This is a genomic window from Polyangium sp. 15x6 (genome assembly GCF_029960785.1).
Taxonomy (GTDB): Bacteria; Myxococcota_A; Polyangia; order Polyangiales; family Polyangiaceae; genus Polyangium.
Genome location: NZ_JASBQE010000002.1, coordinates 43,168 through 66,587, shown reverse-complemented (window position 1 = coordinate 66,587; position 23,420 = coordinate 43,168). Strand labels below are relative to the sequence as shown.

At 68.7% G+C, this 23,420-nt stretch carries 21 protein-coding genes and 1 pseudogene; 9 read left to right on the top strand and 13 right to left on the bottom strand.

Features of this window, described 5'->3' with window-relative positions:
• Positions 1-11: 11 nt before the first annotated feature.
• Complete coding sequence (locus tag QHF83_RS01795) at positions 12-1,142, bottom strand: GNAT family N-acetyltransferase (RefSeq protein ID WP_282415987.1); 1,131 nt, start codon at positions 1,140-1,142, stop codon at positions 12-14.
• A gap of 85 nt (positions 1,143-1,227) precedes the next feature.
• Between QHF83_RS01795 and QHF83_RS01790 the strand changes: the two genes are divergently transcribed.
• Entirely contained in the window at positions 1,228-1,851 is a 624-nt protein-coding gene (locus QHF83_RS01790; RefSeq protein WP_282415986.1) for a Uma2 family endonuclease, read from the top strand.
• An 18-nt stretch (positions 1,852-1,869) separates the two neighbouring features.
• Here the strand turns inward: QHF83_RS01790 and QHF83_RS01785 are convergent, their stop codons facing one another.
• Complete coding sequence (locus QHF83_RS01785; RefSeq protein WP_282415985.1) at positions 1,870-2,583, bottom strand: hypothetical protein; 714 nt, start codon at positions 2,581-2,583, stop codon at positions 1,870-1,872.
• 129 nt (positions 2,584-2,712) lie between these two features.
• Here QHF83_RS01785 and QHF83_RS01780 point away from each other — a divergent pair, with 129 nt between their 5' ends.
• Positions 2,713-3,303 carry a Uma2 family endonuclease gene (locus QHF83_RS01780; protein ID WP_282415984.1) on the top strand — a complete coding sequence of 197 codons (591 nt, stop codon included), beginning with the start codon at positions 2,713-2,715 and terminating at the stop codon, positions 3,301-3,303.
• Between the two features lie 661 nt (positions 3,304-3,964).
• Here QHF83_RS01780 and QHF83_RS01775 read toward each other — a convergent pair.
• The 4 genes from QHF83_RS01775 to QHF83_RS01760 all read right to left on the bottom strand — a co-directional run bounded on the left by QHF83_RS01775 (position 3,965) and on the right by QHF83_RS01760 (position 8,189).
• The gene (locus QHF83_RS01775; protein ID WP_282415983.1) at positions 3,965-6,061 is read right to left on the bottom strand and encodes a M13 family metallopeptidase; all 2,097 of its coding nucleotides are present in this window, start codon (positions 6,059-6,061) and stop codon (positions 3,965-3,967) included.
• A 519-nt stretch (positions 6,062-6,580) separates the two neighbouring features.
• On the bottom strand, positions 6,581-7,285 hold the full coding sequence (locus tag QHF83_RS01770) for a hypothetical protein (protein ID WP_282415982.1): 705 nt from the start codon (positions 7,283-7,285) through the stop codon (positions 6,581-6,583).
• Positions 7,234-7,875, bottom strand: coding sequence for a hypothetical protein (locus QHF83_RS01765; RefSeq protein WP_282415981.1), 642 nt, complete (start codon positions 7,873-7,875; stop codon positions 7,234-7,236). The genes QHF83_RS01770 and QHF83_RS01765 overlap by 52 nt, the downstream gene beginning before the upstream one ends.
• Positions 7,872-8,189, bottom strand: coding sequence for a hypothetical protein (locus QHF83_RS01760; RefSeq protein WP_282415980.1), 318 nt, complete (start codon positions 8,187-8,189; stop codon positions 7,872-7,874). Before QHF83_RS01760 ends, QHF83_RS01765 begins: the two co-directional genes overlap by 4 nt.
• A 656-nt stretch (positions 8,190-8,845) precedes the next feature.
• Between QHF83_RS01760 and QHF83_RS01755 the strand changes: the two genes are divergently transcribed.
• Positions 8,846-9,817, top strand: coding sequence for a PAS domain-containing protein (locus QHF83_RS01755; RefSeq protein ID WP_282415979.1), 972 nt, complete (start codon positions 8,846-8,848; stop codon positions 9,815-9,817).
• Between the two features lie 51 nt (positions 9,818-9,868).
• Here QHF83_RS01755 and QHF83_RS01750 read toward each other — a convergent pair whose 3' ends face one another.
• Both QHF83_RS01750 and QHF83_RS01745 read right to left on the bottom strand, forming a co-directional pair.
• Entirely contained in the window at positions 9,869-11,311 is a 1,443-nt protein-coding gene (locus QHF83_RS01750) for a ferritin-like domain-containing protein (RefSeq protein ID WP_282415978.1), read from the bottom strand.
• Between the two features lie 143 nt (positions 11,312-11,454).
• Positions 11,455-12,108, bottom strand: a complete 654-nt coding sequence (locus QHF83_RS01745) for a hypothetical protein (protein WP_282415977.1) — start codon at positions 12,106-12,108, stop codon at positions 11,455-11,457.
• 10 nt (positions 12,109-12,118) lie between these two features.
• On the opposite strand from QHF83_RS01745, the gene QHF83_RS01740 reads away from it, so the two are divergent.
• The 6 genes from QHF83_RS01740 (at position 12,119) to QHF83_RS01715 (ending at position 18,002) form a co-directional block, all read left to right on the top strand.
• Complete coding sequence (locus tag QHF83_RS01740) at positions 12,119-12,442, top strand: hypothetical protein (protein ID WP_282415976.1); 324 nt, start codon at positions 12,119-12,121, stop codon at positions 12,440-12,442.
• A gap of 45 nt (positions 12,443-12,487) precedes the next feature.
• On the top strand, positions 12,488-13,822 hold the full coding sequence (locus QHF83_RS01735) for a M18 family aminopeptidase (RefSeq protein WP_282415975.1): 1,335 nt from the start codon (positions 12,488-12,490) through the stop codon (positions 13,820-13,822).
• 78 nt (positions 13,823-13,900) lie between these two features.
• Entirely contained in the window at positions 13,901-14,131 is a 231-nt protein-coding gene (locus QHF83_RS01730) for an addiction module protein (RefSeq protein ID WP_282415974.1), read from the top strand.
• The gene (locus QHF83_RS01725; RefSeq protein ID WP_282415973.1) at positions 14,128-14,418 is read left to right on the top strand and encodes a type II toxin-antitoxin system RelE/ParE family toxin; all 291 of its coding nucleotides are present in this window, start codon (positions 14,128-14,130) and stop codon (positions 14,416-14,418) included. Before QHF83_RS01730 ends, QHF83_RS01725 begins: the two co-directional genes overlap by 4 nt.
• A gap of 148 nt (positions 14,419-14,566) precedes the next feature.
• Positions 14,567-15,502, top strand: coding sequence for a fatty acid desaturase (locus QHF83_RS01720; RefSeq protein ID WP_282415972.1), 936 nt, complete (start codon positions 14,567-14,569; stop codon positions 15,500-15,502).
• Positions 15,503-15,533: 31 nt separating this feature from the next.
• A complete protein-coding gene (locus tag QHF83_RS01715; RefSeq protein WP_282415971.1) occupies positions 15,534-18,002 on the top strand; it encodes a M1 family aminopeptidase in 2,469 nt (822 codons plus the stop codon).
• Here the strand turns inward: QHF83_RS01715 and QHF83_RS01710 are convergent, their stop codons facing one another.
• From QHF83_RS01710 to QHF83_RS01690, 5 genes and pseudogenes are all read right to left on the bottom strand, one after another.
• On the bottom strand, positions 18,003-18,746 hold the full coding sequence (locus QHF83_RS01710) for an MBL fold metallo-hydrolase (RefSeq protein WP_282415970.1): 744 nt from the start codon (positions 18,744-18,746) through the stop codon (positions 18,003-18,005).
• Positions 18,747-18,906: 160 nt separating this feature from the next.
• A pseudogene (locus QHF83_RS01705) lies at positions 18,907-19,227 on the bottom strand (general stress protein); the annotation flags it as partial.
• Between the two features lie 1,038 nt (positions 19,228-20,265).
• On the bottom strand, positions 20,266-20,730 hold the full coding sequence (locus QHF83_RS01700; RefSeq protein ID WP_282415968.1) for a helix-turn-helix domain-containing protein: 465 nt from the start codon (positions 20,728-20,730) through the stop codon (positions 20,266-20,268).
• Positions 20,731-20,867: 137 nt separating this feature from the next.
• The gene (locus tag QHF83_RS01695; RefSeq protein WP_282415967.1) at positions 20,868-21,917 is read right to left on the bottom strand and encodes a hypothetical protein; all 1,050 of its coding nucleotides are present in this window, start codon (positions 21,915-21,917) and stop codon (positions 20,868-20,870) included.
• Between the two features lie 52 nt (positions 21,918-21,969).
• Entirely contained in the window at positions 21,970-23,406 is a 1,437-nt protein-coding gene (locus QHF83_RS01690) for a serine/threonine-protein kinase (protein ID WP_282415966.1), read from the bottom strand.
• Positions 23,407-23,420: the final 14 nt, after the last annotated feature.

Here is a 23,420-nt window from a genome sequence, read left to right as displayed (position 1 = left end):
GCGGGGCTCCTTCAGCGGAACGCGATCTCTGGATTCGACGCCTCGCGTGCGAGCGCCTGCCGCTCCCGGGCGAGGTAATCCCGGATCGCCGCGTCGAGCCTGGGATCGGCCACGTGATGGAGGCTCCGGGTGATCGTGGGTTCGAAGCCCCGGGTCATCTTGTGTTCTCCCCCCGCGCCTGGCTCGAAGCGCGCGATCTTCCGCAGAATGCACTGCTCGATCGAGTGATAGAAGCAGACGTTGAAATGGAGGAAAGGCCGCTCCTCGGAGGCGCCCCAGTACCTGCCGTAGAGCGCTTCCTTCCCGGCGAAATTGAAAGCCCCGGCGATGGGTCGCTTGCCGTCCCGGGCGAGCACGACCTCCACCCCGTCCCCGAGCCGCGGCACGATCTCCTCGAAAAACGCGCGGTTCAGGTACCTTCGCCCCCAGTAAAACTTGTCGACGGTGGCCGTGTAATACCCATACATCGCGTCCACGAGATCGGGCGTGATCTCCCGCCCCCGCAAGGTGACGATCTCGATCCCCTGCGCCGCCATCTCGCGCCGCTCGCGTTTCCACTGATTGCGACGTTTCGACGAAAACCGAGCGAGGAAATCGTCATAGGTCGCATACCCGGGGTTCTTCCAGTGGAATTGCAGCCCGTACCGTTCGGCGAGGCCGAAGCTCGCGAGCTTGGTCGCCTCCTCCGCAGTCGGAAAGAGGACGTGCGCGCTCGAAATCTCGAGCCGCGCGACGAGCTGCCGGAGGCCCTCGGCCATGGCGGCCGCGATCTTCGAGGACGAGGCGCCCTCGGCCAAGAGGATGCGCGGGGCCGTCGCGGGCGTGAACGGGACGGCCACGACGAGCTTGGGGAAGTACTCGATGCCAGCGCGATGCGCGGCGCTGGCCCACGCATGGTCGAAGACGAACTCGCCCTCGCTGTTGCCCTTGAGGAACGTGGGCGCGGCCGCGATCAGGCGTTCGCCCTCGTGCAAGGTGAGGTAGTGCGGCAGCCAGCCGCTCGTCGGCTCGACGCAGCCCGTCCGCTCGAGGACGTCGAAGAACGCCCAGCGCAGGAAAGGAGCCTCGGAGACGCCCCCGAGCCCGTCCCAGGCCTCCTCGGGGATGTTGCGGATCGTTTCGTGGACGCGGAGCTCGAACACTCCGCGGTATCCTCGGCGGGACGCGGGGGGTTGGCAAGGGGCATGGTCGTTGCGTACGGCTGCTGCCCCGGGCAAGATGGCCGGTATGGGTGACCCCGCGCGAGGCATCAAGCCGTCTGCCAAGCCTGCGACGCTGGAGGAACTGCTGGTGATCCCCGAGGGGGAGCGGCGTCACGAGATCATCGACGGCGAGCTCGTCGAGAAAGCGGCGCCGAGCCCACGCCATGGCTGCGGGCACACGAGCGTGGTCATGAGCGTCGGTCCGTCCTACCACCGCCCCTCGGGCCGTGGGGGACCTGGCGGCTGGTGGATCCTCACGGAGCTCGAGATCCTTTTCGCCCCGGATCAGCTCTACCGCCCCGACATCTCTGGCTGGCGTCGCGAGCGTCTGCCCCGGCTGCCTGACACCGGGCCCATGACGCTGCGTCCCGACTGGGTTTGCGAGATCCTTTCGCCGAGCAACAGCACCAACGACACCGTCAAGAAGCGCCGCACCTACCATCGCTTCCAGGTCCCGCACTACTGGATCCTCGATCCGATGCGCGGCGAGCTCACGGTCTATCGCTGGGCCGAAGGCGGCTATCTCGTCGCGGCGGAAGCCACGCGCGGCGAGCGTATCCGCGCCGAACCCTTCGATGAGGTCGAGCTCGACATCGACGAATTGCTCGGCTACGCGGAAGAGGAAGGGCCGCCTGCGGGCGAGCCCTGACATCTCGAAAGGCGACCTTCAGCCCGCAGGAGGCTGCTCGTCCTTCTTCTTCTTGGCGCGCCGAGCCGAAAGCTCGTCGATGTAGGCGAAGACGCGGCTCTCGAGATCCCGCGGCAATGCGGGATTCGTCGCGACCTCGTCGCGCAGGGCGTCCCGGAATCGGCGGAGGAGGCCAATCGTGGTCGTCCGGAGCTCCGTGGCGGGTTTGCTCGCGGCGGTCGCCTCGGTGGAGGAGCGGTCGCTCAGGAGCTTGTCGAGCGTCTCGCCGGCATCGACGAAGCCGAGGGCCCAGTGGAGCAAGGTTTTCCCATCGGGCACGGGCAGGCTGCCGAGGTCGGCCTCGAGCTCGTCGAGCTTGGGACGATTCTTTTTCGCCTGGGCGGCCTCCTCCGCGTACGAATCCACGAGCCTGCCGCGGTTCGGGACGAACGCGTCGCGCACGCGTTGCGCGGCGGCGCGGGCCTCGGCCGACACGCCGGGCGTGACCAGCACGGCTTCCGTGTAACACCAGATCCCATCGCCGAAGGCGTCGTGGCGGCTGTCGGTCTCCGCGAGGGCGCCGGCATTGGCTCGCGTGGCTTGCCGCTCGGGCAAAGCTTCGAGGAGCACGAGGCGCGCGGAGAGCTGCGGCGTGTAGAGCTTACCGATCACAGAGAGCTCGAGGTCGGCCTTGCGCTCGGTGAGCATATCTTGGACCCCGAGAAAAAGATCATTCGCAGTGAGATTTCGCATCGGCAGGAGGGTGCCACGAAGGGTCCGGCGGAATCAACCCGGTTATCGACCGGGGCGTCGTGCCATCGACATTTCGGGGACGCCCGCGCCTGTTGCGACCCCCTTTCGCGCGGCGTACCCTGATTCGCCATGGCCGACCCCGCACGGAGACGCGCGCCTGCAACCCTCGCAGACCTCCTCGCCATCCCCGAAGAGCAGCGCCGTCACGAGATCATCGACGGCGAGCTCGTGCAGAAGGCCATGCCGAAGCCCCGCCATGGCTTCGGTCAGATAAGCATCGGCTCGACGCTCCATCCGGTCTTCGGAGGCCCTCCGGGCTCCGGTGGCCCCGGCGGGTGGTGGATCATCCCCGAGATGGAGATTCTTCTCGCGCCCGATCAAATCTACCGCCCCGACCTCTCGGGATGGCGTCGCGAGCGGCTGCCGCGGTTGCCTGACGACTCGCCGATCACCCTCCGGCCCGACTGGGTCTGCGAGATCCTGTCACCGAGCAACAAGGCGCACGACACCATCCGGAAGCGGCACACGTACCATCGCTTCGAAGTCCCGCACTTCTGGATCCTCGACCCGATGCGGGAGTCCCTCACTGTCCTGCGCTGGACCCCGGAGGGTTACCTCATCGCGGCCGAGGCCGCCCGGGGTCAGCGCCTCCGCGCCGAACCCTTCGACGCCATCGAGCTCGACATCGACAAGCTCTTCCCCGATCCGACGGAACCCTGAGGGCCACCTACGCCGCCCGCCCGTGCCGTCCTCGACCACGGGGTTGGCGGAGCAGGTAGGCCGAGGTGATGGTCAGGAGCATGGGCTCGGGCAAGCGGGTAGGCCGAGGCGATGAACGCGACCATGGGGATGGGGTAGGGGCCAGGCCGAGGCGATGGTCGGGACCATGGGCTCGGGCAAGCGGGTAGGCCGCGCGGCTGGTCGCGAGCATGGGCTCGGGCAAGCGGGTAGGCCGCGCGGCTGGTCGCGAGCATGGGCTCGGGCAAGCGGGTAGGCCGAGGCGATGGTCGGGAGCATGCGTTTGGGCAAGCAGGTAGGCCGAGCGGATGCTCGGGACCATGGGCTTGGGCAAGTGTGCAACCGGAATCTTGGGTAACACTTCAGACCGGGACCTCGGGTGACACTTCCTCGCTGTTGGCGAGGCGATGTCGACCCATCCCGTCGGTTGGCGTAGACCGGGGGCTTGAGCACGTAGACCGGGACCCTGGGTGACGCTGTCCGGCATGGCGGATACGGAGACCATCCGCATCCGAAACGTGGTCCGACAGGTCGATTCTCGGAAACCGTCAAGGCGGGTGCGAAGGCCATGGGCCTCCGTAACGTGATCCGGCAGGTTGATTCTCGCGGACCGATCGAACAAAAATCGTCGTCGGAGTGCGGCTCACCAGACGTCGCAGCGCTGCTCGGGGTTCAGGGCCTTGCCCTCGGCGCATGAGAAGGCGCGGGCGAACTCGGGCATGTTCGAGACAGACCCGTTTACCCGAAATTTTGCCAGCGAATGCGGGTCGGTCTGCAAGAGCGTGCGCGCCCGCTCTTCACGCCACTTCGTGCACTGAGACTGGCCGAACGACAGAAAAAACTGTTGGTCTTCGTCGAACCCGTCGGCCCGAATGCGCTCTTCTGCGCTCTTTCGCAGGGCGCGATACGCGCGAAAGGCGAGCTTGAGGCCACCGATGTCGGCGATGTTCTCGCCGAGGGTCAGCTTGCCGTTGATCTTCACGCCGGGCAGGGGCTCGTAGGCCGAATACTGGTCGACGACGCATTGCGCCCTGGCCTCGAAGCGCCTGCGCGTTTCAGGCTCCCACCACGACGCGAGGTTGCCCTTGCCGTCGTACCGCGAGCCCTCGTCGTCGAAGCCGTGGATGAGTTCGTGGCCGATGGTCTCGCCGGTCGCGCCCATGTTGACGGCCAGGCCAGAGCGGGCCGAGAAAAAGGGCGGCTGCAAAATGCCTGCCGGGAAGGCCATTTGGTTGAGCTGCGGGTCGTAGTAGGCGTTCACCGTGGGCGGGCTCATTTGCCAGTCCTCGCGGTCGACGGGCTTGCCCACCTTGGTGAGTTGGCGCTTCACCTCGAAGGCCTTGCCGGCGAGCACGTTGGCCGCGTGCACCTTCTTGTCGAGAGAGAAATCATAGACGCGCCACGTGTTCGGGTAGCCGATGAGGTAGGCTATCTGCTGGCGCTTTTCGCGGGCGCGCTCTTTGGTTTTTTCGTCCATCCAGCCGAGCTCGCCGAAGCGCTCGTCGAAGGCCTCGCTGATGGCGCCGATCATCTGCCGGACGACATCGCGGCTCTCGCCGGCGAAGTGGCGGGCGACGAAGAACCGGCCGAGCGACTCGCCGAGCGCGGCGTCGGTGGCGGTCACGCAGCGCCTCCAGCGGTCTCGCTGCTTCTGCTGGCCGCTCAAAAACCGCCACATGGTGAACGATTCGTCGTCGAACCTTTTTGGTAGCGCGTCGGCGGTGGCGTTCAGAACATGCCACTCGAGGTAGGCCTGCCACGCCGCCGGCTTGGTCGACGCGAGCAGGTGCTCGAGGCCCTGCAGAAAGCCCGGGGCGGTGACGTTGAAGTCGTGCAGGCCTTCGAAGCCCAGGCCCTTGAAGTAGGCGCTCCAGCCCCAGGTGGGCGCGAGGCGCGCGAGCCCTGCGCGGTCGACCTTGTTGTACATGCCGGACGGGTCGCGCCGCTCGACGCGCGTCTTCGAGGCGCGGGCGAGCGCGGTCTCGATCGCCATCACGTCGTCGGCGGCCTTCTTTGCATCGGCGGGCTTCTTGCCGGCAAGCTGCATCATGCGACCGACGTGGTCGAGATAGTGCGTTCGAATCTCTTTCGACCGCGCGTCGTCGTTCAGGTAGTCGTCGCGGTCGGGCAACCCGAGGCCGCCTTGGTCGAGGCGGGCGATGACGCGCGTCGCGTCCTTCGCGTCTTGCTCGCTGCCGATGACGAAGATCGAAAAGATGCCGTGTCGGTGCAGCTCGGCGACGGCGGCGACGAGCGAAGGCAGGTCACGCACCGCGCGCACTTTCTTTACAAGGGGGTCGATGCCCTTGGTGCCGGCGGCCTCGAGCGCCGCTTCGTCGACGCACGTGCCGTAGAAGGTGCCGACGGCCTCTAGCGCCGGGTCGCCGGTCGACTGCGACGAAGCGCTCTCGAGAATGCTTCTGAGTGCGTTCTGGTTTCGTTCGACGATCTCGATATTGCGACCCACGCGGGTGCGGTCGGCGGGTATCTCGTTCTTGGCAAGCCAGCCGCCGCAGGCGTATTGATAGAAGTCCTGGCAAGGGTCGGCGGTGCGATCGAGCGCGGTCGGGTCGAGGCCGACGTCGCCGAGCGTGACGTGCTTTTGAGGGGGGGCTGGCGCCGTCACCGGGGTGGGGCTCGGGCGGGGCGACGCGGGGGTGGCCACCGCGGGGCGGCTGGCGTCACAGGCGGCCGTCGCTGCCGCGAGAACGGTCAGTGCGAAATATCTCAACCCTGTCATGTTCGTAGATTGTAGGGCAAAAACCAGAGCTGTAACCATAATTTTGTTCTCGCCGTCGATGCTGCCTCTCGGCCGAAATCTTGTACGTCTTCGCCGTAGGCCGTCGCGACGGGTCGGGGGGCGCGCGGCACGCGGGCGGGCCGGCGGGCCGCCAGCGACAAGCGCTCGGGGGGGTACGTTTGCTCGTGGACTTCTTGGTCATCGTACGTCTCAGGCTGCCGACACGCGGCGCGGCTTGGATGATCTCCTCGATACGCGCGAGCTGTTCGCGCGGCGGGACGGGGCTCGCATCGCGATCATCGAGGATGGCGTACACGAGGAGATACTCTTCACCCTGCGCGTCCACATTGATCATATCGTCCAGAGCGGTCACGCGCGGCTGGCCCGTAAGCCTTTGGAGAGCATTCCGCAGACCCTCTTCAATCCTGGGCATCGTGGGCGACATGAAACCAGCCTACCGGATCGAATCGAACCAACGTTGTCACGAGGACGCCGCGATGGACACCTACACCGCCCCCGTCACGCGCCCCCATCATTCTCCGGTTCGTCGGGTAGCTCGACGACCCGCAGCGGCGCTCGCTCTCGCCGAGCGCTCGCCTCCCGATGCTCGCGCTCTGCCATCGCGACGAGCGCATCCACGTCCGGCCACCACGCGTCCTGATCGCGGCTCGGCGAGGCCCCCTTCTCCTGGAAGGCGCGCGCGACCTTCTCGCAGTGTTCGCCGAAGATCCGCAGGAGGAGGGCCGCGCGTAACGAAATGCGCCCGGCCGTCGACAGGGCGATGGCGTGCCGCTCGCGGACGTCATAAGGCTCGTCCTCGTAGACTTCGGCCATGACCTCCTGCGCTTCATGTTGCGCCGCGGCCTTGACCAGGAAGAGGGCGCCCATGCCGATGTAATCGCCGCCGATTTCGAGCGGGTCCCGCTTGTCTTGATAGTCCTCGGACGAGGTGGGGGGCTCGTCCTCCGAGGCAGGCTCCTCGCTCTCCTGCGTCGCCGCAATCGTGGCGACGGCGGCTTCGTCCCGGGGCTCCGCGGCGGCAGGGGCAGAGCGACCGAACAGGACGACCATGAACAACGTGAAGAGCCCCGGCGATGCGCCGTGCACCTCGATGTACCACTGGTGATCCGCGCGCATCTTGTCGCGGGCGAGGAGCAGGAAGGCTGCTCCAGTTATGAGAAACGCGACGACGAGTCCGACAATGAACGATAACGACGCACCCATAAACACCCCACCAGCATGAAAAAGAATTGCACGAACCGGACCGCCTCCGTGTAGTTCCACGGGCCGATCCGGGCGTACACCACGACGGGCAAGGTGATCTCACCCGCCAGAAAAGCAAAACCGACCAGCCGCGCCGGCGTTCGTGGTATACCGCCGCGCTTGGCGAGGTACACGGACAGCCCGACGTAGAGCGCAATCGCGACTTGAATGACAGAATAAAGGAGGCGAAGCCGTTCCCCACGAATCAGGGGATACCCGCCGCAGACGAGGGCGACGAGCGCGAGCCATATGCCGACATGGATGCGGTGGCGCGGGACGCCGCGAAGGGCATCCGCGCAGGCGGGAACGGAGACGAACCAGGCGAGCCAAGCCGCATGCTCGGCTCGCCAGGCCCAGAGTGGCGCGCCAACGTAAGGAACCGGCGCGTTGTTTTTGATGAGAGGCGCGACGTCGGCGATCGCGCTCCCTACGTTGCCGAGAACCGCAAGCCAAACCAGGGGCAAGAACTCGCGATCACCCTGCGCCCGCGACAGGGCCACGAGCAGTGCGAGGATCGAGACGACGTAGACGGCAACGTGCGGGCCCGTCACGGAACGTCGGCAAAAGCGAGACCGCGATCATCCACGCGGAGTGCGAGCCCGGACGTGGCACCCGCGCGAAGCGCCTCGACCGCCCTGGCCGAGATGGGGACCGCAAAAGCGCCCTCGGGCACGACCGCCGGAAGGGCCCAGACGCAGGCGCCGTCTTTGGTCTGCATCAGGACGAGGGGCCGCGCGCCGCGCTCGTCCGTGAGCATCACGAGCCGGAACTCACGGCCGTTCACTTGCGCGAGAATGGATCGTTCGACGAGGCCGAGGAGAATCGCGGGGTTGAATTCGAAACCCCAATCAGGAGGGCTGTGCATAGAGGCGAGAGAGTACACCTCCACGTTGTGGCCGGTCAAGACGAACCCTTCATCTCGACTCGGTGTCGAGCAGCCGAAGCCCCAGCACTCCGCAGACCAGGCGCGCGCAGGTCGCACAGATGTTCGCGGCGGGCCCGGCAGCGAGCTTCGTTTGTGCCTCGGTTCTCCCGCAGAACGAACACGTCCGGAGCGCGTCCGCCCGCGCGATTTCGCCCTGCCGCGCATGGCACGCGCCTTCGGGGCCGGCCAGATGCTCGATGCGGCCAGCATTGCGCTCGCAGCAGCCCAGCACGCATTACGACATCCCCCATCGGTTGCCGACCGTGTCCTCGTGACCAGAAGCGGTGTCCAACCGTCCTATCTGGATCTTGGAGTTGACGGAGCACCGGGATCATGGCCCGAGCACCATTGACATCAAGTCCGACCGAAGGGGAAGCGACGGGAAACCATACACATGCCCGCTTACGAAGGGCCGCGGGCTTCACCCGTGAAACGCCCCGGATAGCGCTCATGGCCCCCATGGGCACTCTCTTGGGTTTGGGTGGTCCGCAGAAGCGTCGACCACGCCCGCGCTCGAGCGTACCCAGCCGTCTTGATCTGCCGCGAACAAAAGCCTACCGTGCGAGATCAGCTGCGACGGGAGGGAGGGGCCGCGCGTGACGGAAGACGCGAACAAGGAGACGGCAGCGTCCGTCGATGCGCTCGCCTGGCGAGCGCGCGTCGAGGAGCTGGAGGGGCGCGTGGTCGCGCTCGAAGCGGAGCTCGAATCCGCGCGAGGGGCGCTCGCCAGCGGACCGAGGAGTGCCGTAGAGGAGCGAGGCGTCAACCTCAACATCCTCCAGGCGCTCGTCGATCATGCCCCCTCGCCGATGTACGCCAAAGATCTGCAGGGGCGCCTCATCCTGGTCAACCAGCATTGCGCGCACTTCTTTGGAATGGAGAAGGCGCAGATGCTCGGCATCATCGATCGGGACCTTTTTCCACCTGAGTTTGCAAAGGTCATCGCGGCGTCCGACGCCACGGTCCTCGCGACAGGGAAATCGATCGAGGCCGAGGACACGATCCAGCACCCCCAGGGCGAACGCGTCTTTCTCACGCTGAAGTTTCCGATCTTCCACCAGGGAACCATTGTGGCGATCGGCGTGACGGCCACCGATGTTACCGCCCGCAGGCAACTCGAGACACAAGAAGCCGCAGTCCGGGACAGGATCATCGCGGCCCAGAAGCAGACGATCCGTGAGCTCGTCACGCCGCTCCTGCCGATCGAGCGCGGGGTCGTGGCCATGCCGCTCGTCGGCGCAATCGAAGGGGAACGAGCGGAGCAGATCCTCGAGACGTTGCTCGCGGGCGTCGCGATGCACGCGGCGACCATCGTGATCCTCGATATCACCGGGGTCCGGGAGATCGACGAGCAGGTGGCCCAGGCGCTCGTGCAAGCCGCGCAGGCCACGCGGCTGCTCGGCGCGCAGGTGGTGCTTACCGGCATCAAGCCGGCCATCGCGCAGACCCTCGTCGAGATGAACGCAGACATGACCGGGATCATCACGCGCAGCACGCTGCGAAGCGGTATCGCGTATGCGCTCGGAACCATCGCGCGGCCGGGGGCCATCGCGCGCGTGGGAAAGTGAGCCCGCGTGGGGCGTGATGACCTACGAGGATCGCCCCGCCGAACCCCCGGACTACGCCTCCGCCAGGACGCCCTGCCGAAGCACGTCGAGCAGGCATGCCGCCTCGGCAGGCCCCGGCAAACCCGCCGCGTGCGCCACCTCGGGCGCCGGGGCGCGCGTCGTCGACGCCGCGAGGCGCGAAAACGCGTCGGCCTGCGCCTGCTGAATGTGCGCCCTCTCCTCCGGCCCGAGCCGCTCCATCGCCCAGACGTGGACCTTCCACGACAGGGCCGCGTGCCGCGCCTCGTCGGCCGCGATGTCCCGCATCGCCGCCGCGAGCTCGGCGTCCGCCGCGCGCCGCGCCTGATGCGCCCCCACGAGCGCCCCGAACGTCTCGCGCACGCAGCCCTCCACCGCATTCTCCAGGGCGAGCGCGAAGAGCGCGCGGCGCGGCAACTCCTCCACGCACGGCGAGACGGGCGTGCCGCCGCCGCGCGCCTGCGCGAGGGCCGAGACCACGTCCGCGTGCCGGACCTCGTCCTCGGCCGCCTTCCGCGCCTCGTGCACGAGCGACGCCGGCGCGCCGAGCGCGGAGAGCTCCGCCGCGAGCCGCTCGAAGGCGATCACGCTCGCCGCCTCCAGGTGCGCGGCGCGCGCGAGGAAGTCCCCGAGCAGAGACCGCCCCTCGTCCGCGTGCGCGCTCGTGAGCCCGGCCGGGACCCGCCCGATGCACGCCGAGTCCCGATCGATTTCCTCGGTGCGGACCTGCTGGATCTCGCCGCTGCGCCAGATGCGAAACGTGAATCGTGTGGTGATGATCGGCGCGCAGTCTCTCGTGATCTTCGTGGCCGTCACGAAGAAGCCGTCCGGCGCCGCGCGCACGGTGGTGCGCTCGGCATCGTCGCAGGTGAGGTCGTATCCCATGGACTCCACGAGCAGCAGCGCCTCGTCGGGCGTGTCGATCGGGCCGAGGAGCGAAAGGATCTCCGGGACGCCGACCCAGCGTCGCACCTCGTCGCCCGCCGTGGTCACGACCGACGTCTCGCTGCAGAGCTGCAAGCAACTCGTCCGCCGGAAGGGCTCCGGGTGCATGCGGATCTTCTGGTGGCATTCGCGGGTCGTGGCCGTCGCGCAGGCGGTGCCCACCTCGCTGACGACGCTGAAATCGGAGACCGTCCAGCGCTCCGGGACCTCCTCGCTGGCCGGGACGCCGTGGAGGGTGCGGATGGCGAGGTAATCGAAGCGCCGGGCGGGCGAGAGGCCGCTCGCCGAGATGGGGATGTACGTGCCGGGCGCGCAAGGCACCCCGCGGGCCACCTGCGCGCTCCCCGCCTCATCGACGGCGTCCGCGTCCAGAGGCTCCGCGAGCGCCTGCGTGGATTCGGTCGTGCAGCCCTGGGCGAGGAGCCCAGTCAGGAGGGCGGCGCGCTGGGCGCGCTCGAAGATGCGCCCGAGCCATGACTCCACGGATTCACCAGGATCCGGGGTGCACCCACGCAGGAATCGATGGGCCATGAGGACCTCCCGAGCCGCGCGTGCACACGGCGAACGGCTCGACCGAATCCATGGCAACACGCATGCCGCGGCGCGCTGGCGGCGGAAGCGCGGGCGGGTCCGGCCCAGGCTCATCCGTGAGCTCGGGCTCCGGCGGCACCGCGTCATGCCTCCGCCATGATCCCCCGCCAGAACGCATCCAGGAGGCACGCCATCTCCGCCGGCCCCGGCAAGCCCGCCGCGCGCGTCACCGCGGGCGCCTGGACGCGCGCCGTCCCCGCGGCGAGCCCCGCGAGCGCTTCGGCCTGCGCCCGCTGGATTCGCGCCTGCTCGTCCGGCCCGAGCCGCTCCATCGCCCAGGCGTGCACCTTCCACGAGAGCGCTGCGTGCCGCGCCTCGTCGGCCGCGATGTGCCGCATGGCCGCCGCGATCTCGACGTCCGCGGCGCGACGGGCCTGGTAGGCCCCCACGAGCGCCCCGAACGTCTCGCGCACGCTGTCGGGCGTGCACGACACGCGGTCATCCTCCTGCGCGTCTTCGGCCTCCGCGGTGGCCTCCGCGCCGTCCGGCTCCCCGAGCGCCTGCGCGGGCCCCACGGCGCACCCCTGGGCGAGGAGCCCCGTCACGATCGAGCCGCTGAGGGCGCGCTCGAAGATCCGCGCGAGCCATTGCTCCACGTGGTCCTTTTGATCCGGCCCGCGACGACGCGAGGAACGTTTTGCCACGACCACCTCCGGAGCCCGCGTGCACACGATGAACGGCTCGTCCGTCTCGGTGGCAACCCGCGTGCCGCGGACGCGCCCGCGCGTCGTGTTCATCTCTAACGAAATGCCCGATTTTGTTTACGCGTCCTTCCCGAACGGCGCGGCCGACGTCTACGCGCTTTCGAGCTGCGGCGGTACGGCCTGCCCGAACGAGTGTCCCGGCTCCGAGCCGCTCGATCCTTGCTCGCAGTGCATGGTCGAGACCTGCGACGACGAGCTCAACGGCTGCCTCGCCAACGCCGCGTGCATCACGCTCTACAATTGCCTCGACGGCTGCGGCGACCTCGATCTGACCTGCCAGCAGGGCTGCTACCAGGACCACGGAGCGGGCGTGCCGAAACTCGAGCTCCTGCTCCAGTGCACCCAGACGAACTGCGACGATTGCTGAACCGGCTTCCGCGTTGCGCGTCGCCTGCTACCATCGCCCCCGCCCATGACCACGACCGATACCCTCCTCCAGCAAGCCAGCGAGGGCGACCTCCGCGCCCAGGGCCTCGCCGCCGCGCGTGATCTCTGCGCCTTCCTCGATCATTCCCCGAGCCCCTACCACGCGGCCGAAGAGGCCGCGCGCCGGCTCGCCGCGCATGGGTTCTCCGCGCTCTCCGAGCACGACGCCTGGCACCTCGAGCCCGGCGATCGCCGCTATTTCCTTCGCGCCGGTACGATCGTCGCCTTCGTCGTCGGCGACGAGCACCCCGCGGTCGCGGGCTTCCGCCTCCTCGGCGCCCACACCGACTCGCCGAACCTCCGCGTCAAGCCGAACGCCGACCTCTCGCGCTCCGGCTACCAGGAGCTCGGCGTCGAGGTCTACGGCGGCGTGCTCCTCTCGACCTGGCTCGACCGCGACCTCTCCATCGCGGGCCGCGTCTTCTGCCAGCGCAAGGGCGAGCGGCCGGCCGCGCGCCTCGTCGACCTCGGCCGCGCCGTCGCCCGCGTGCCGAACCTCGCGATCCACCTCAATCGCTCGGTCAACAAAGAAGGGCTCGTCCTGAACGAGCAGAAGCACATGGTTCCGGTCGTCGGCCTCGGCGCCGCGCCCGACGTGCGCGCGCTCGTGGCCCGCGAGCTCGACGAGCGGCCCGATGCCATCCTGGGCTACGACCTCTGCCTCTACGACACGGCCAAGGCCACGATCGCGGGCCTCGCGCAGGAGTTCGTCCTGGCCGCGCGCCTCGACAACCTGGCGAGCTGTCACGCGTCGACGGCCGCGCTCGCCGCCGAGTCCGGCCGCGCCCCCTCGACCCGCATGATCGTGCTCTACGACCACGAAGAGTGCGGCAGCCGCAGCGCCGCGGGCGCTGCGGGCACGGTCCTCAAGGACACGATCGCGCGGATCCTCGAGGTCTATCCGCGCAGCGAGCCACAGGGCTTGCAGCGGGCGCTCGCGCGCTCGTTCCTGGTCAGCGCGGACATGTCGCACGCGGTCCACCCGAATTACGCCGACCAGCACGAGCCGCAGCACCAGCCCATGTTGAACAAGGGCCTCGTCATCAAATCGAACGTCAATCAGTCCTACGCGACGGACGGCGGCACCGCGGCGCTGTTCGAGGAGATCTGCCGCGACGTCGGCTATCCGGCGCAGAAGTTCGTGATCCGCACGGACTTGCCTTGCGGCAGCACGATCGGCCCCATCACGGCCGCGGCGCTCGGCATCCCCACGGTCGACGTCGGCGCCCCGATGCTCAGCATGCATTCGTGCCGCGAGATGTGCGGGACCCTCGACGTGCACTGGGCCGTCGAGACGTACCGGCGGTTCTTGCGGGGCTGACCCTCCGAATCGTTCCGGGACGAACCCCTCTCGCGTCGCTCGGAGCTTCCTGCTAGAGTTCCTCCCGAGGAGCAACACATGCCGCCCGAACTGCAACGGCTCGCCGACGAGATCCTCTCCTTGCCGGTCCCCTCCCGGACCGCGCTCGTCCGTTGCATCCTGGAGAGCCTGAGCCAGTCGGAGAGCGAGGCGCTCGAGCAAATGTGGGCGAAGGTAGCGGAGGAGCGCTGCCGTCAGATTGACGCCGGCGAGGTCGAGCTCCTCGACGGGGCCGAGGTGCTCCGCGAGCTTCGCGCGCACGTTCGGTGAAGCGGTTCTTCTTCCACCCCGCAGCCCGCAAGGAGCTGCGGGGTGCCGTGGCGTTCTACGAGGGCCGAGCCGAGGGCCTGGGCGAGGAGTTCCTCGACGAGGTCGAGGCGGCCCTCCGGCGCATCTGCGAGATGCCCGCGGCCTGGCCCAAGCTCTCGGAGCGTGTGCGACGCTGTCACACGCGACGGTTCCCCTACGGAATCCTTTACCGCGAGGTCCGGGACCGGATCGAGATCGTCGCGGTCATGCACCTTCACCGTCACCCGGACACCTGGAAGCGCCGCTGAGAGTACCCCGCGCAAGCCGAACCTCCCGGTCCCTCGTGGCCCGATGAGGGCCGGCCCGCATTTTCGACGCCCGGGACGGTCCAAAATGCGCTAGAGAGTGTCGAACTTTCGACACAGGTGGGCTGGGCTTCCCGGCGGGTGACTTTTCATGCTTCGTTACCGAGCCGACATCCGGACGTTGTGCTTCGTGGTGATCTATTTCGCGCTCGTGGCCGTGCAGTGGGTGACTGCGCCGAGCGCGCTCTGGATCGCGATTCCGCTCGTCGCGTTGACGTGCGTGTTCTCGTTCCTCGGGGCCGTGGCCACGCACAACACCGTGCATTGCCCCGTGTTCAAGCAGCGCTGGGCGAATCGGGCCTTCCAGGTCGTGCTCACCTTGACCTACGGCCACCCCGTGAGCGCCTTCGTCCCCGGCCACAACCTGAGCCACCACAAGCACACGCAGACGCGGCGTGACGTGATGCGCACGACGAAGGTGCGTTATCGCTCGAACCTCCTGAACGGTTTGCTCTTCATGCCGACCGTGGGCAGGGACGTCTTCCTCGCCGACATGCGGTACTTCAAGGCGATGTACCGCCAGAACCCGCCCTGGTTCCGGCAGATGATCCTCGAAGCGACGGTCTTCCTCGGCACGATGGGCGCGCTCCTCGTGCTCGATTGGAAGAAATTCCTGCTCTACGTGCTCCTGCCCCACCAGTATGCGGCCTGGGGCATCATCACGATCAATTACCTCCAGCACGACGGCTGCGATCAGGACAGCGAATACAACCATTCGCGGAACTTCCTCGGCAAGTTCGTCAATTTCCTGGCCTACAACAACGGCTACCACACGATCCACCACATGGAGCCGGGCCTGCACTGGAGCCTCCTGCCCGCGGAGCACGCGAAGCGCGTCGCGCCGTTCATCCACCCGGAGCTCGATCAGCCCTCGATGCTCGCGTATCTCTTCCGCACCTTCGTCTGGCCCGGAAAGCGCCGCACGTACGATGGAAAGCCCGTCGAGATCCCCGCCGAGGGCCCCGACGAGGAGTGGATTCCGCCGCCTCGCGAGGTCCGGCACGACCTCGGCGCGATCGCCATGTAGCGTTCCGATCCCGCCCGGGTAGCATGGTGACATGCGCCCTCTTCGCCTCGCTTTCCTTTCGGCCCTCTCCCTCCCATTCCTGATCACCGGCTGCGGTGGCTCCCCGCTCGAGGGGGCCACGCGCGGCTACGACGTCGAACGATACGCGCTCGAAGGCGCGTTCGATTGGACCTCACGCAAGCTCGCCGCGACCGTCTCCGTGACGCTCACGCTCACCGAGGATACGCCCGCGATCGCGCTCGATAGCCACGTCACCGTGAAAGCCGTGCGCATCACGGGCGCGGACGATCCCGCGTACGAGGTCGATGCTCCGGGCGGCGTGCTCGCGATCTCGCTGGAAGACGCGCCCGAGGCGACGAAGGGAAAGACCCTCGAGATCGAGATCGATTACGAGGCCGGCACGAGCGACAACTTCTATGCGATTGCCACGCGGCTCGGGGATCCCGTCCTCTCCCGCGCCCTCTTCACGGACTCCGAGCCGCTCGGCACGTCTTGGTGGATGCCTTGCACCGATGATCCGAGCGATCGTGCGACGTTCTCCGTCTCCCTCGAGATCCCGGCCCAGGAGCAGCTCATCGCCAACGGCCGCCTCGTGCTCGACGCCGAGGAGGGGCCGGGCTCGCACCGCGTGCAATACGAGACCGGCTGGACCTTGCCGACCTATCAAATGGCGTTCGCCGTGAGCCAGTTCGAGGTGGCCAAATGGCATACGAAATCCGGCTTGCCCGTCGAGGTCTGGCACCGCCGCGAGCTCCCGGGCAGCCACGCCGAAATGGCGAAGGCCCTCGCCGGCATGATCGATCGTTTCGAGCCGCTGATCGGGCCTTATCCATTCGAGCGATACGCCCTCGTCCTCGTGCCTTCGTTCCCCGGAGGCGGCATGGAGAACGCGGGCATCTCGTTCCAGCGTGAGACGAGCAGCACGGAGCCCACGCTCGCCGGCGATTTTTACCTCGCCGCGCACGAGCTCGCGCATCAATGGTTCGGCGACCTCGTCACCATCGAGACGTGGGACGACATCTGGATCAAGGAGGGCATGGCGAACCAGCTCGAATACGAGGCCGGGCGCGCCTTCACGGACGCGAGCGGGGAGGGGACGCTGCACGGGGATCAATTCTACGCGGAAGACGGGGTGCCCATCCGCGACAGAGCCCTCGCGCCGGCCGACAAATACACGTCCGGCCCGTACGCTCGCGCGGCCTGGCTGCACGCGCAGATCCGGAGCGTGGCGGGGGATGCCACGTATTTCGAGACGCTGCGGAAGATCCTCGAAGCGCACAGGTTCGGCACGATCGGGACCGACGTGTTCATCGACGCGTTCGCAGAGGCCCTCGGGCCGGGGGCGACGGCGCGGGTGCGGCGCGCGCTCGACGCGAAGGCCATGCCGCGGATCGAGCTGCAAGCCGAGCCGAACGCCGCGTTTGCCCTCGTGCTCGACGATCCCGACGGGGCAATCGTCGCGCCGCTCGTGGTGCGCTGGTACGGCGCGGATGGGTCGGCCGAGGAGGTGTCGCTCCTCGGCGGCGCGCGGGCCGTGATTCCGGCCGCGGGGACGGAGGTCCTGCTCGTCGTGGACCCGGGCGACGTGCACCCGGAGTTCGAGGTCACGGGGGACGAGGCGCGCACGGCGGCATGGCTCGCGGCGCGCGTGCCGCTCACGGCGAGCGGAAAAACCGCCCTCGCGGGGCTCGGCGGGGCGGCGCAGATGAATGCGCTCCGGGTGGCCGCTACGTCGATCGCGGCGATGATCACGCCGGCCGAGATCACCGGGCTTCTCGGCGAGCTCGACGCGGACGGCGCGAAGGCGCTCGCCTTGCAGCTCGCTTGCGGGCTCGCGTGGAGCGCGGCGGACGCGGCCGAGCAAGAGGCCTGGGCGGCGGCCCTCGCGCCGCTGCTCGAACCGGGCCCGCCGTCGTTCGGGCTCGGGTGGGTCGGCGCGGGCCTCGGCGTTTGCGGCGACATCGTGCCGCCGGACGCGCTCTTCAGCGCGGAATGGCCCAAGCTCGAAGCGGGCCTCGTGGGCGAGGACGTGACCCTCTCGCGGCTGCAGTACCTCGGGGCCTTTCAGCTCCCCGAGGAGCGTGAGCTCGCCACGTTCGGCGTGGTCGCCTCGAAGGCGCCCTCGCTCCGGGCGCGGCGCATCGCCCTGGATCACCTGGCGCGGCGCGCGCGTGACGTGACCTCGGAGGCGTGGGTCGCGTTTTACCTCGACCTGCTGCGCGCGACGCGGACCTCGGAGACCTTGCCCTCGGCGATGACCGGGGCCTCGTGGGCCGTCTTCAACACGGGTGGGGGGGCCCTCGGCTTGTTCGTGGAAGAACTCGGCGACATTCTCCACGACGAAGCGACGCGGCCGGCGCACGCGCGGGCGATCTGCATCGGGGTGCGGCTGCTCTCGGACGATCCGGCGGCGACGAAGGCATTCCTCGGCGGCCTCGCGGACGCGCCCCTCTCGGAGGAGGCGCGGGTGCTCCTGAGCAAGCCGGAGATGTGCCTCTGATCAGATCTCGAAGCGCTCGCCCTCGCGCGTGCAGGCGATCGGCGAGCGCTCCGGGTCGTGAAAATCGGGGTAATGAATGAGCCGCATGCGGCGCTTCACGTCCTCGGAGAGCCCCACGAGCGAGGCGAGCGGCGTGTGGACGCCGAGGTTCGTCTCGTGGAAGAAGAGATCGGCCTCGGCGAGCCAGTCGATCAGCGTGGGATCGAACGCCGTGTCGGCGCTGTAGCCGAACCGAGCCCCGCCCGCGGAGAATCGCAGCGCCGACGTGGGGATGTGGTGAATCGTCGGCCGCCATTCGAGGTCGACATCGCCGATGTGGTTCGTCCCGGCGCCGAGCGGTACCACGTCCGCGTAATCATCCAGCGTGAGCGACGAGCGCGTCCCGTCGGGCGCCATGAGGGTATCCATCCCACCCTTGAGGCGCGTCTCCCAGAGCCCCGCGAGCACCTCGGGGGCCGCATGAAGCGCGAGACGCTTCCCCGTCACGAACCGCCGATAAAACAGGAGCTGCTCGAGCCCCCCCACGTGATCGCCGTGCAGGTGCGTGATGATCACGCGATCGACGTCGGCGAGCCCGATCGGCGGTCCGCCGCGCGCGCCCAGATCCCCGAGCGCACGTCCGAGCGCGGGAGGCGCGTCGACGAGGATCCGCGTGGAACCTGCCTCGACGAGGAAGCAGGCATTGAAATACCGCGTGGTGAAGGCATCCCCCACGCCGACGACGCGCACGACGAGCGAGCTCACGATCGCCTCCCGCCGTGCGGCGTCGTTCCCTGGGTGTTCCGCGGAGACATGGTCATGGCGCGCCCCGATGGTGCCCCATCACGGCGAGCCGAGCCAGCGGCCTGCCACGGCCCCGCGCGAGGGGAGCGACGAGCGCCGCTCCCCCAGCGAGCGATTGCGATCAATGGGTGCCGCGCGCCTCACCACCCTTGCGCCCAATCTGAGCCATGTGGGCCCGATCGCTCGACACGGCCTCGCCGCCCTTGCGGCCGATCTGCGCCATGTGCTCGCGGTCCTGGCTCACGCGCTCGCCGCCCTTGCGGCCGATCTCGGCCATGTGCTTGCGGTTCTGGCTGACGACCTCGCCGCCTTTTTTGCCGGCCTGGCGCGCCTCGTCGGGCGTGAATTCGTGCGCCGTGCCCTTCTCGTGCGCCGCCTTGCCGCCCTTGCTCGCGATGGCGCGCTGCTTGTCGCGCTCCATGGCCGCGAAGCCGCGCTGCGAGGCGGGCTTGCGCTCGGTCGTCGGACCGAGATCGCTCGAAGAAGGCGGCCCTTCGTGCTCTGCCGAAGCCGATTGCTGATCGTGCTCCTGCGACGTCTCCGCCTGCTTCATGTCCTCGGCCTCGCCGCTGTTCCTCGCGGTCTCGTGCTGGTCCTTCTCGATCATTTGCCCCTCCTTGGTGACGCCCCGCTCGATGCTCCAGCCGGGCGCCGTGTTGCTTCGCGGATTGCTGTTGGGCCGCGCGAAATGACGTCAAGCTGCGCTCGGTAGCGCGTGTGCCTGCTGCAATGAGAAATGGTCGTGGAGCGAGCGATCTCGTGCACGCCGGCCCGGACCGATCGCACGCTCGTGGTTCGTTCCGACGAACGGCGGAGCTCGAGCATGATGCAATCGGGCCGGACAGATGACTTCATCGGGTTTGGCAGAGCCTCATTCTCGATGCTGCTACACGCTCGGCCGCTCGCTCGCCCGGTTGCTTGGCCGGGCGAACGGACGATCTCGGCGCCTCATGGAAAGGTCTGTCCCGTCCTTACCCGAGCGAGCGCACGATGGCGTGCGGGCAAGGAGGTGCACACCCCTCCGGCGTATACGCTCGCCAATCAAAGAAGAGACCACGCGGCTTCGCCACGATGGACGGCTCCTTCAATCGAGCGAGCGCGACGGCCATCTTCGATGCACGAGGCCGCTCATCGGCTTGCGAAAGCAAGCCTTCAGCGGCCGCGCTCGGCCGTGGGGTTTTTCGCGGTAGATCAAGCGCGATACGCCAAACCCGCCTCGCATTGCGCCGCGTGTGCCGGGTTTTTCGGCGATGTGGCGTAAGGCGAGGGCCTTACAACCGGCCGGGGCACGGCGCGGCCCGTGTGGGCCAGAGCGAGGGTGTGGATATCCGCGGGGCGCCGCCGGACGTCGAAAGCTGTTCCCCGCGGATGCGCTCCCTCCGTCGACGGCGCGCGGATGCCCCCCGGGACGGCGCCTTCCTGCTCGTCGGCCTCGTCGGGCCCGTGGTTCGATGTGGCCCCCGCTGCGCCGATGTCGGTCTCAGGAGCAGGTGCCGGCCGCGCAGCGCCCCCCCGGGTCGCCAGAGCGCGCGGGCGGGCGGCGTGGGCCATGGGGGGCCTCGGGGCCCAGGGCGACGCAGAAACGGCCGAGGATGCGGTCCACGGTGGAGCGGCTGAGCCCGGTGGCCCTGGCCAGGGTGCGTCGGGACCAGCGGCGGGCGCCCTCAGGGGTGGGTTCGCGCGCTCGGCAGAGGAGCTCGTCGATGCGTGCGTCCGAGATGCGCCGGGGGGCGCCTCGCCGCGGGCGGTCTTCCAGGCCCGCGAGCCGGTCGCGGACGAACCGATCGCGAAAGCGCCTGACCACCCGACGCCCGACGCCGACGTGCGTCGCGACGTACGCGACGTCATGGCCCTCGGCGCAAGCGAGCACGATCTTCGCACGCAGCGCCCGCCTGTGTTCGTGCGTGTCCTTCCCGGTCGGGGCGCGGGCGAGCGCTTCGAGCACCAAGCGTTCGTCGGGGCTTATCTCCATCGGCGGGGTCGTTCGGCCCATCGATGGTGAACATGTGCCCAGCCCCCGCGCGTTCTGACTTTTTCGTCAGCCGACCGAGCAGGGCCTCACCGCGAGGCGTTCGGGCGAGGTCAGAAGGTGCCGCGCAGGCCGACGCTGCCGATGCCGACCCAGGGCTCGACGCTCGCCTTGGTGGGCGAGGCGGGCTTGGCCTTGGGGGCCGTCAAGAGGAGGACGACCCCTGCCGTGAGGCCGACGCCGCCCACGACGAACAGGGCGGTCGAGAGCGTGGCCTTCGTGTCGATGCCGTTGCGGTAGTCGACGTAGCGGTCAGGGGAGACGGGCGTGTCGTTCGTCAGGCTCTTGTTCGTGCAAGGGTCGGTGCCGTTGACCCGCCGCTCGCAGAAGGCCTCCATGTCGCTGCGGCTGACGTAGGCGCTGATCAGGGCGCCGACGCCGCCGAGCGCGGCCGCGCCGCCGACGCCGAGGCTGACGTAGCCGATGAGCCGCTGCGTGGCGCCGGGCGTCTTCTTGGTCGTGTCTTCGCCGCCGGGGGGGGTGACGATGTCGCCGCCGCCGTGCTCGGCGGTGGCTTTCGGCGCGAGCTCGAGCACGGCGCGGGCGGCTTGCTTCTCGTCGACCTTGAGGTCGAGCGCGGCCGAGGACGCCGGCGTATCGGCCTCGACGCGGTGCACGCCGGGGTTCAGCGGCGTCTTCACGCCGATCAGCGCGCGCGGAAAAACCTTGCCGTCGAGCATGACGGTCGCGATTTCCGCGCCGGCGCCTTGCACGGTGAGCTCGATCGTGGGGATACGCGGCGTGAGCGCGGCGAGCTCCTTGGCGGCCGTCTCCTGCGCGTCGCGGAACGCTTCGGGGGCCTTGTCGTCGAGCTGCAGGATGGTGATGGAGCGATATTTCTCCGCGGCCTCGACGAGGCGCCCGAGCTTCTCCAGCGTCCGCGCCGCGAGCAGTTTTACGGTGGGCGCGTTGACGAGCGCATCGGCCCGTTCGAACTTGTCGAGCGCGTCGGCGTACTTGCCTTGATCGTAGAGCGCGAAGCCCTCGTCCGCGAGGGTGCGGGCGGCGATACGCACTTGATCGTTGATCGGCTGCGCCCACGCGGGCGAGGCGCAAAAAGCTGCGCTGACGAGCAGCAAGCCGATCCCCTTCGACAACCGCATCGTTTCCCTCACGCTCCTTCGAGCCGTACGCGAACGGATGCGCCCGCGTCCGTCAGATCCCCCAGTCGGGCTTCTTCTTGTTCGTCGTACCTGTTTTTTTCGTCGTCGTCCCGCCCTTGTTGATCGGGACGCGCGTGGTCGACGTCGGTGCTGCGCTGGTCGTGGGTGGGGTGTCCGTGGTCCCCGCGGCAGGCTCGCTCGTGGCAGGCGGCGGGGGCGGGGGCGCGACCGAAGCCGTCGTCGGCGCGGCGATCGTCTCCTTCGGCGGCTCGGCCGCGGGAGACGCGGAGGGCGGCGACGCCGAAGGGGTCGTCGCGTCCGTCGTCGCGGGCGGGCCGCTCGTCGAGAGCAATACGACCGCCGTCGCGGCGCCGACCCCCGCGGCCGCGAGCGCGGCCACGATCACGGCGGGGCGCATCTTCCTCGACGTGGGCTGCGCCTCCGCGACGGCCGAGACGAGGCCGCGATGGGTCATCGTCGTCGGGTCGGGCGCGCGCGTCTTGGCGAACGCCGACGGCTCGGGGCCGGGGCTCGAGATGCGCGCCTGCTGCGGCATCACGATGGCCGGCAGCGAGGGATGCGTCTGGCCGAGCTTCCAGATACCCGACTGATCCGGGCAGAGGATCCAGCGCAGCGACTCGGCGAGCTCCTTCGCGGTCTGGAAACGCTCGTTCGGCTCGCGCGCGCAGGCCTTGGCGAACCACGCGTCGAAGCCATCGGGGACGGGCGCGACCGCGGAGGGCACGGGCAAGGGGCGCGCGCAGATCTGCACGATGAGGTCGCCGAGCGCCTCGCTGTCGAAGGGGCGTATGCCGGTCACGCACTCGTAGGCGATGACGCCGAGCGCCCAGAGATCGGCGCGTTGATCGATCGTCTTGTTCCCGAGCGCCTGCTCGGGGCTCATGTAGCAGGGCGTTCCGACGACCGAGCCGGTGCGCGTGGAGACGCCGCCCTGGCTGCCGAGCACGCCGCCGCCGATGGCCTTGGCGATGCCGAAATCGAGGACCTTCGCGATCTCGTCCTCGTCGTTGCGCACGAGGAAGACGTTGCTCGGCTTGAGATCGCGGTGGACGATGCCGGCCTCGTGCGCCTTGCCCACGGCGCGCGCGATGTGCGTGATGATCGTGGTGGTCATCAGCGGCGGGAGCACCCGCACGCGCTCGATGCGATGCTCGAGCGTCTCGCCCTCGAGCATCTCCATCGCGATGTACGGCAGGGGCCCGTCATAGCCGTGGTCCTGGATCTGCACGACGTGCGGCGTGCGCAGCGCGGCGGCGGCCTTCGCCTCGCGGAAGAAGCGCTGCACGATCTCGCTGTTCTCGCTTGCGCCGCTCGATCCGAGGAGGTCGACGTCGATGAGCTTGATGGCGACGGGCGCGCCGAGCGTCACGTGCTCCGCGCGCCACACTTCGCCCATCGCTCCTTTCCCGAGGAGGCCGACCAGGCGATATTTCCCGGCAATCACGACTCCGGGGCCCAAGCTACTCATGCTCGTCCCAGCTT

Coding starts and splice junctions, on each gene's coding strand:
- QHF83_RS01760 (WP_282415980.1), bottom strand. CDS start 8,189: ATGCACAGCCCTCCTGATTGGGGTTTCGAATTCAACCCCGCGATTCTC.
- QHF83_RS01775 (WP_282415983.1), bottom strand. CDS start 6,061: ATGACAGGGTTGAGATATTTCGCACTGACCGTTCTCGCGGCAGCGACG.
- QHF83_RS01715 (WP_282415971.1), top strand. CDS start 15,534: ATGCGCCCTCTTCGCCTCGCTTTCCTTTCGGCCCTCTCCCTCCCATTC.
- QHF83_RS01790 (WP_282415986.1), top strand. CDS start 1,228: ATGGGTGACCCCGCGCGAGGCATCAAGCCGTCTGCCAAGCCTGCGACG.
- QHF83_RS01780 (WP_282415984.1), top strand. CDS start 2,713: ATGGCCGACCCCGCACGGAGACGCGCGCCTGCAACCCTCGCAGACCTC.
- QHF83_RS01770 (WP_282415982.1), bottom strand. CDS start 7,285: ATGGGTGCGTCGTTATCGTTCATTGTCGGACTCGTCGTCGCGTTTCTC.
- QHF83_RS01690 (WP_282415966.1), bottom strand. CDS start 23,406: ATGAGTAGCTTGGGCCCCGGAGTCGTGATTGCCGGGAAATATCGCCTG.
- QHF83_RS01785 (WP_282415985.1), bottom strand. CDS start 2,583: ATGCGAAATCTCACTGCGAATGATCTTTTTCTCGGGGTCCAAGATATG.
- QHF83_RS01735 (WP_282415975.1), top strand. CDS start 12,488: ATGACCACGACCGATACCCTCCTCCAGCAAGCCAGCGAGGGCGACCTC.
- QHF83_RS01740 (WP_282415976.1), top strand. CDS start 12,119: ATGCCCGATTTTGTTTACGCGTCCTTCCCGAACGGCGCGGCCGACGTC.
- QHF83_RS01745 (WP_282415977.1), bottom strand. CDS start 12,108: ATGAACACGACGCGCGGGCGCGTCCGCGGCACGCGGGTTGCCACCGAG.
- QHF83_RS01695 (WP_282415967.1), bottom strand. CDS start 21,917: ATGCGGTTGTCGAAGGGGATCGGCTTGCTGCTCGTCAGCGCAGCTTTT.
- QHF83_RS01720 (WP_282415972.1), top strand. CDS start 14,567: ATGCTTCGTTACCGAGCCGACATCCGGACGTTGTGCTTCGTGGTGATC.
- QHF83_RS01750 (WP_282415978.1), bottom strand. CDS start 11,311: ATGGCCCATCGATTCCTGCGTGGGTGCACCCCGGATCCTGGTGAATCC.
- QHF83_RS01730 (WP_282415974.1), top strand. CDS start 13,901: ATGCCGCCCGAACTGCAACGGCTCGCCGACGAGATCCTCTCCTTGCCG.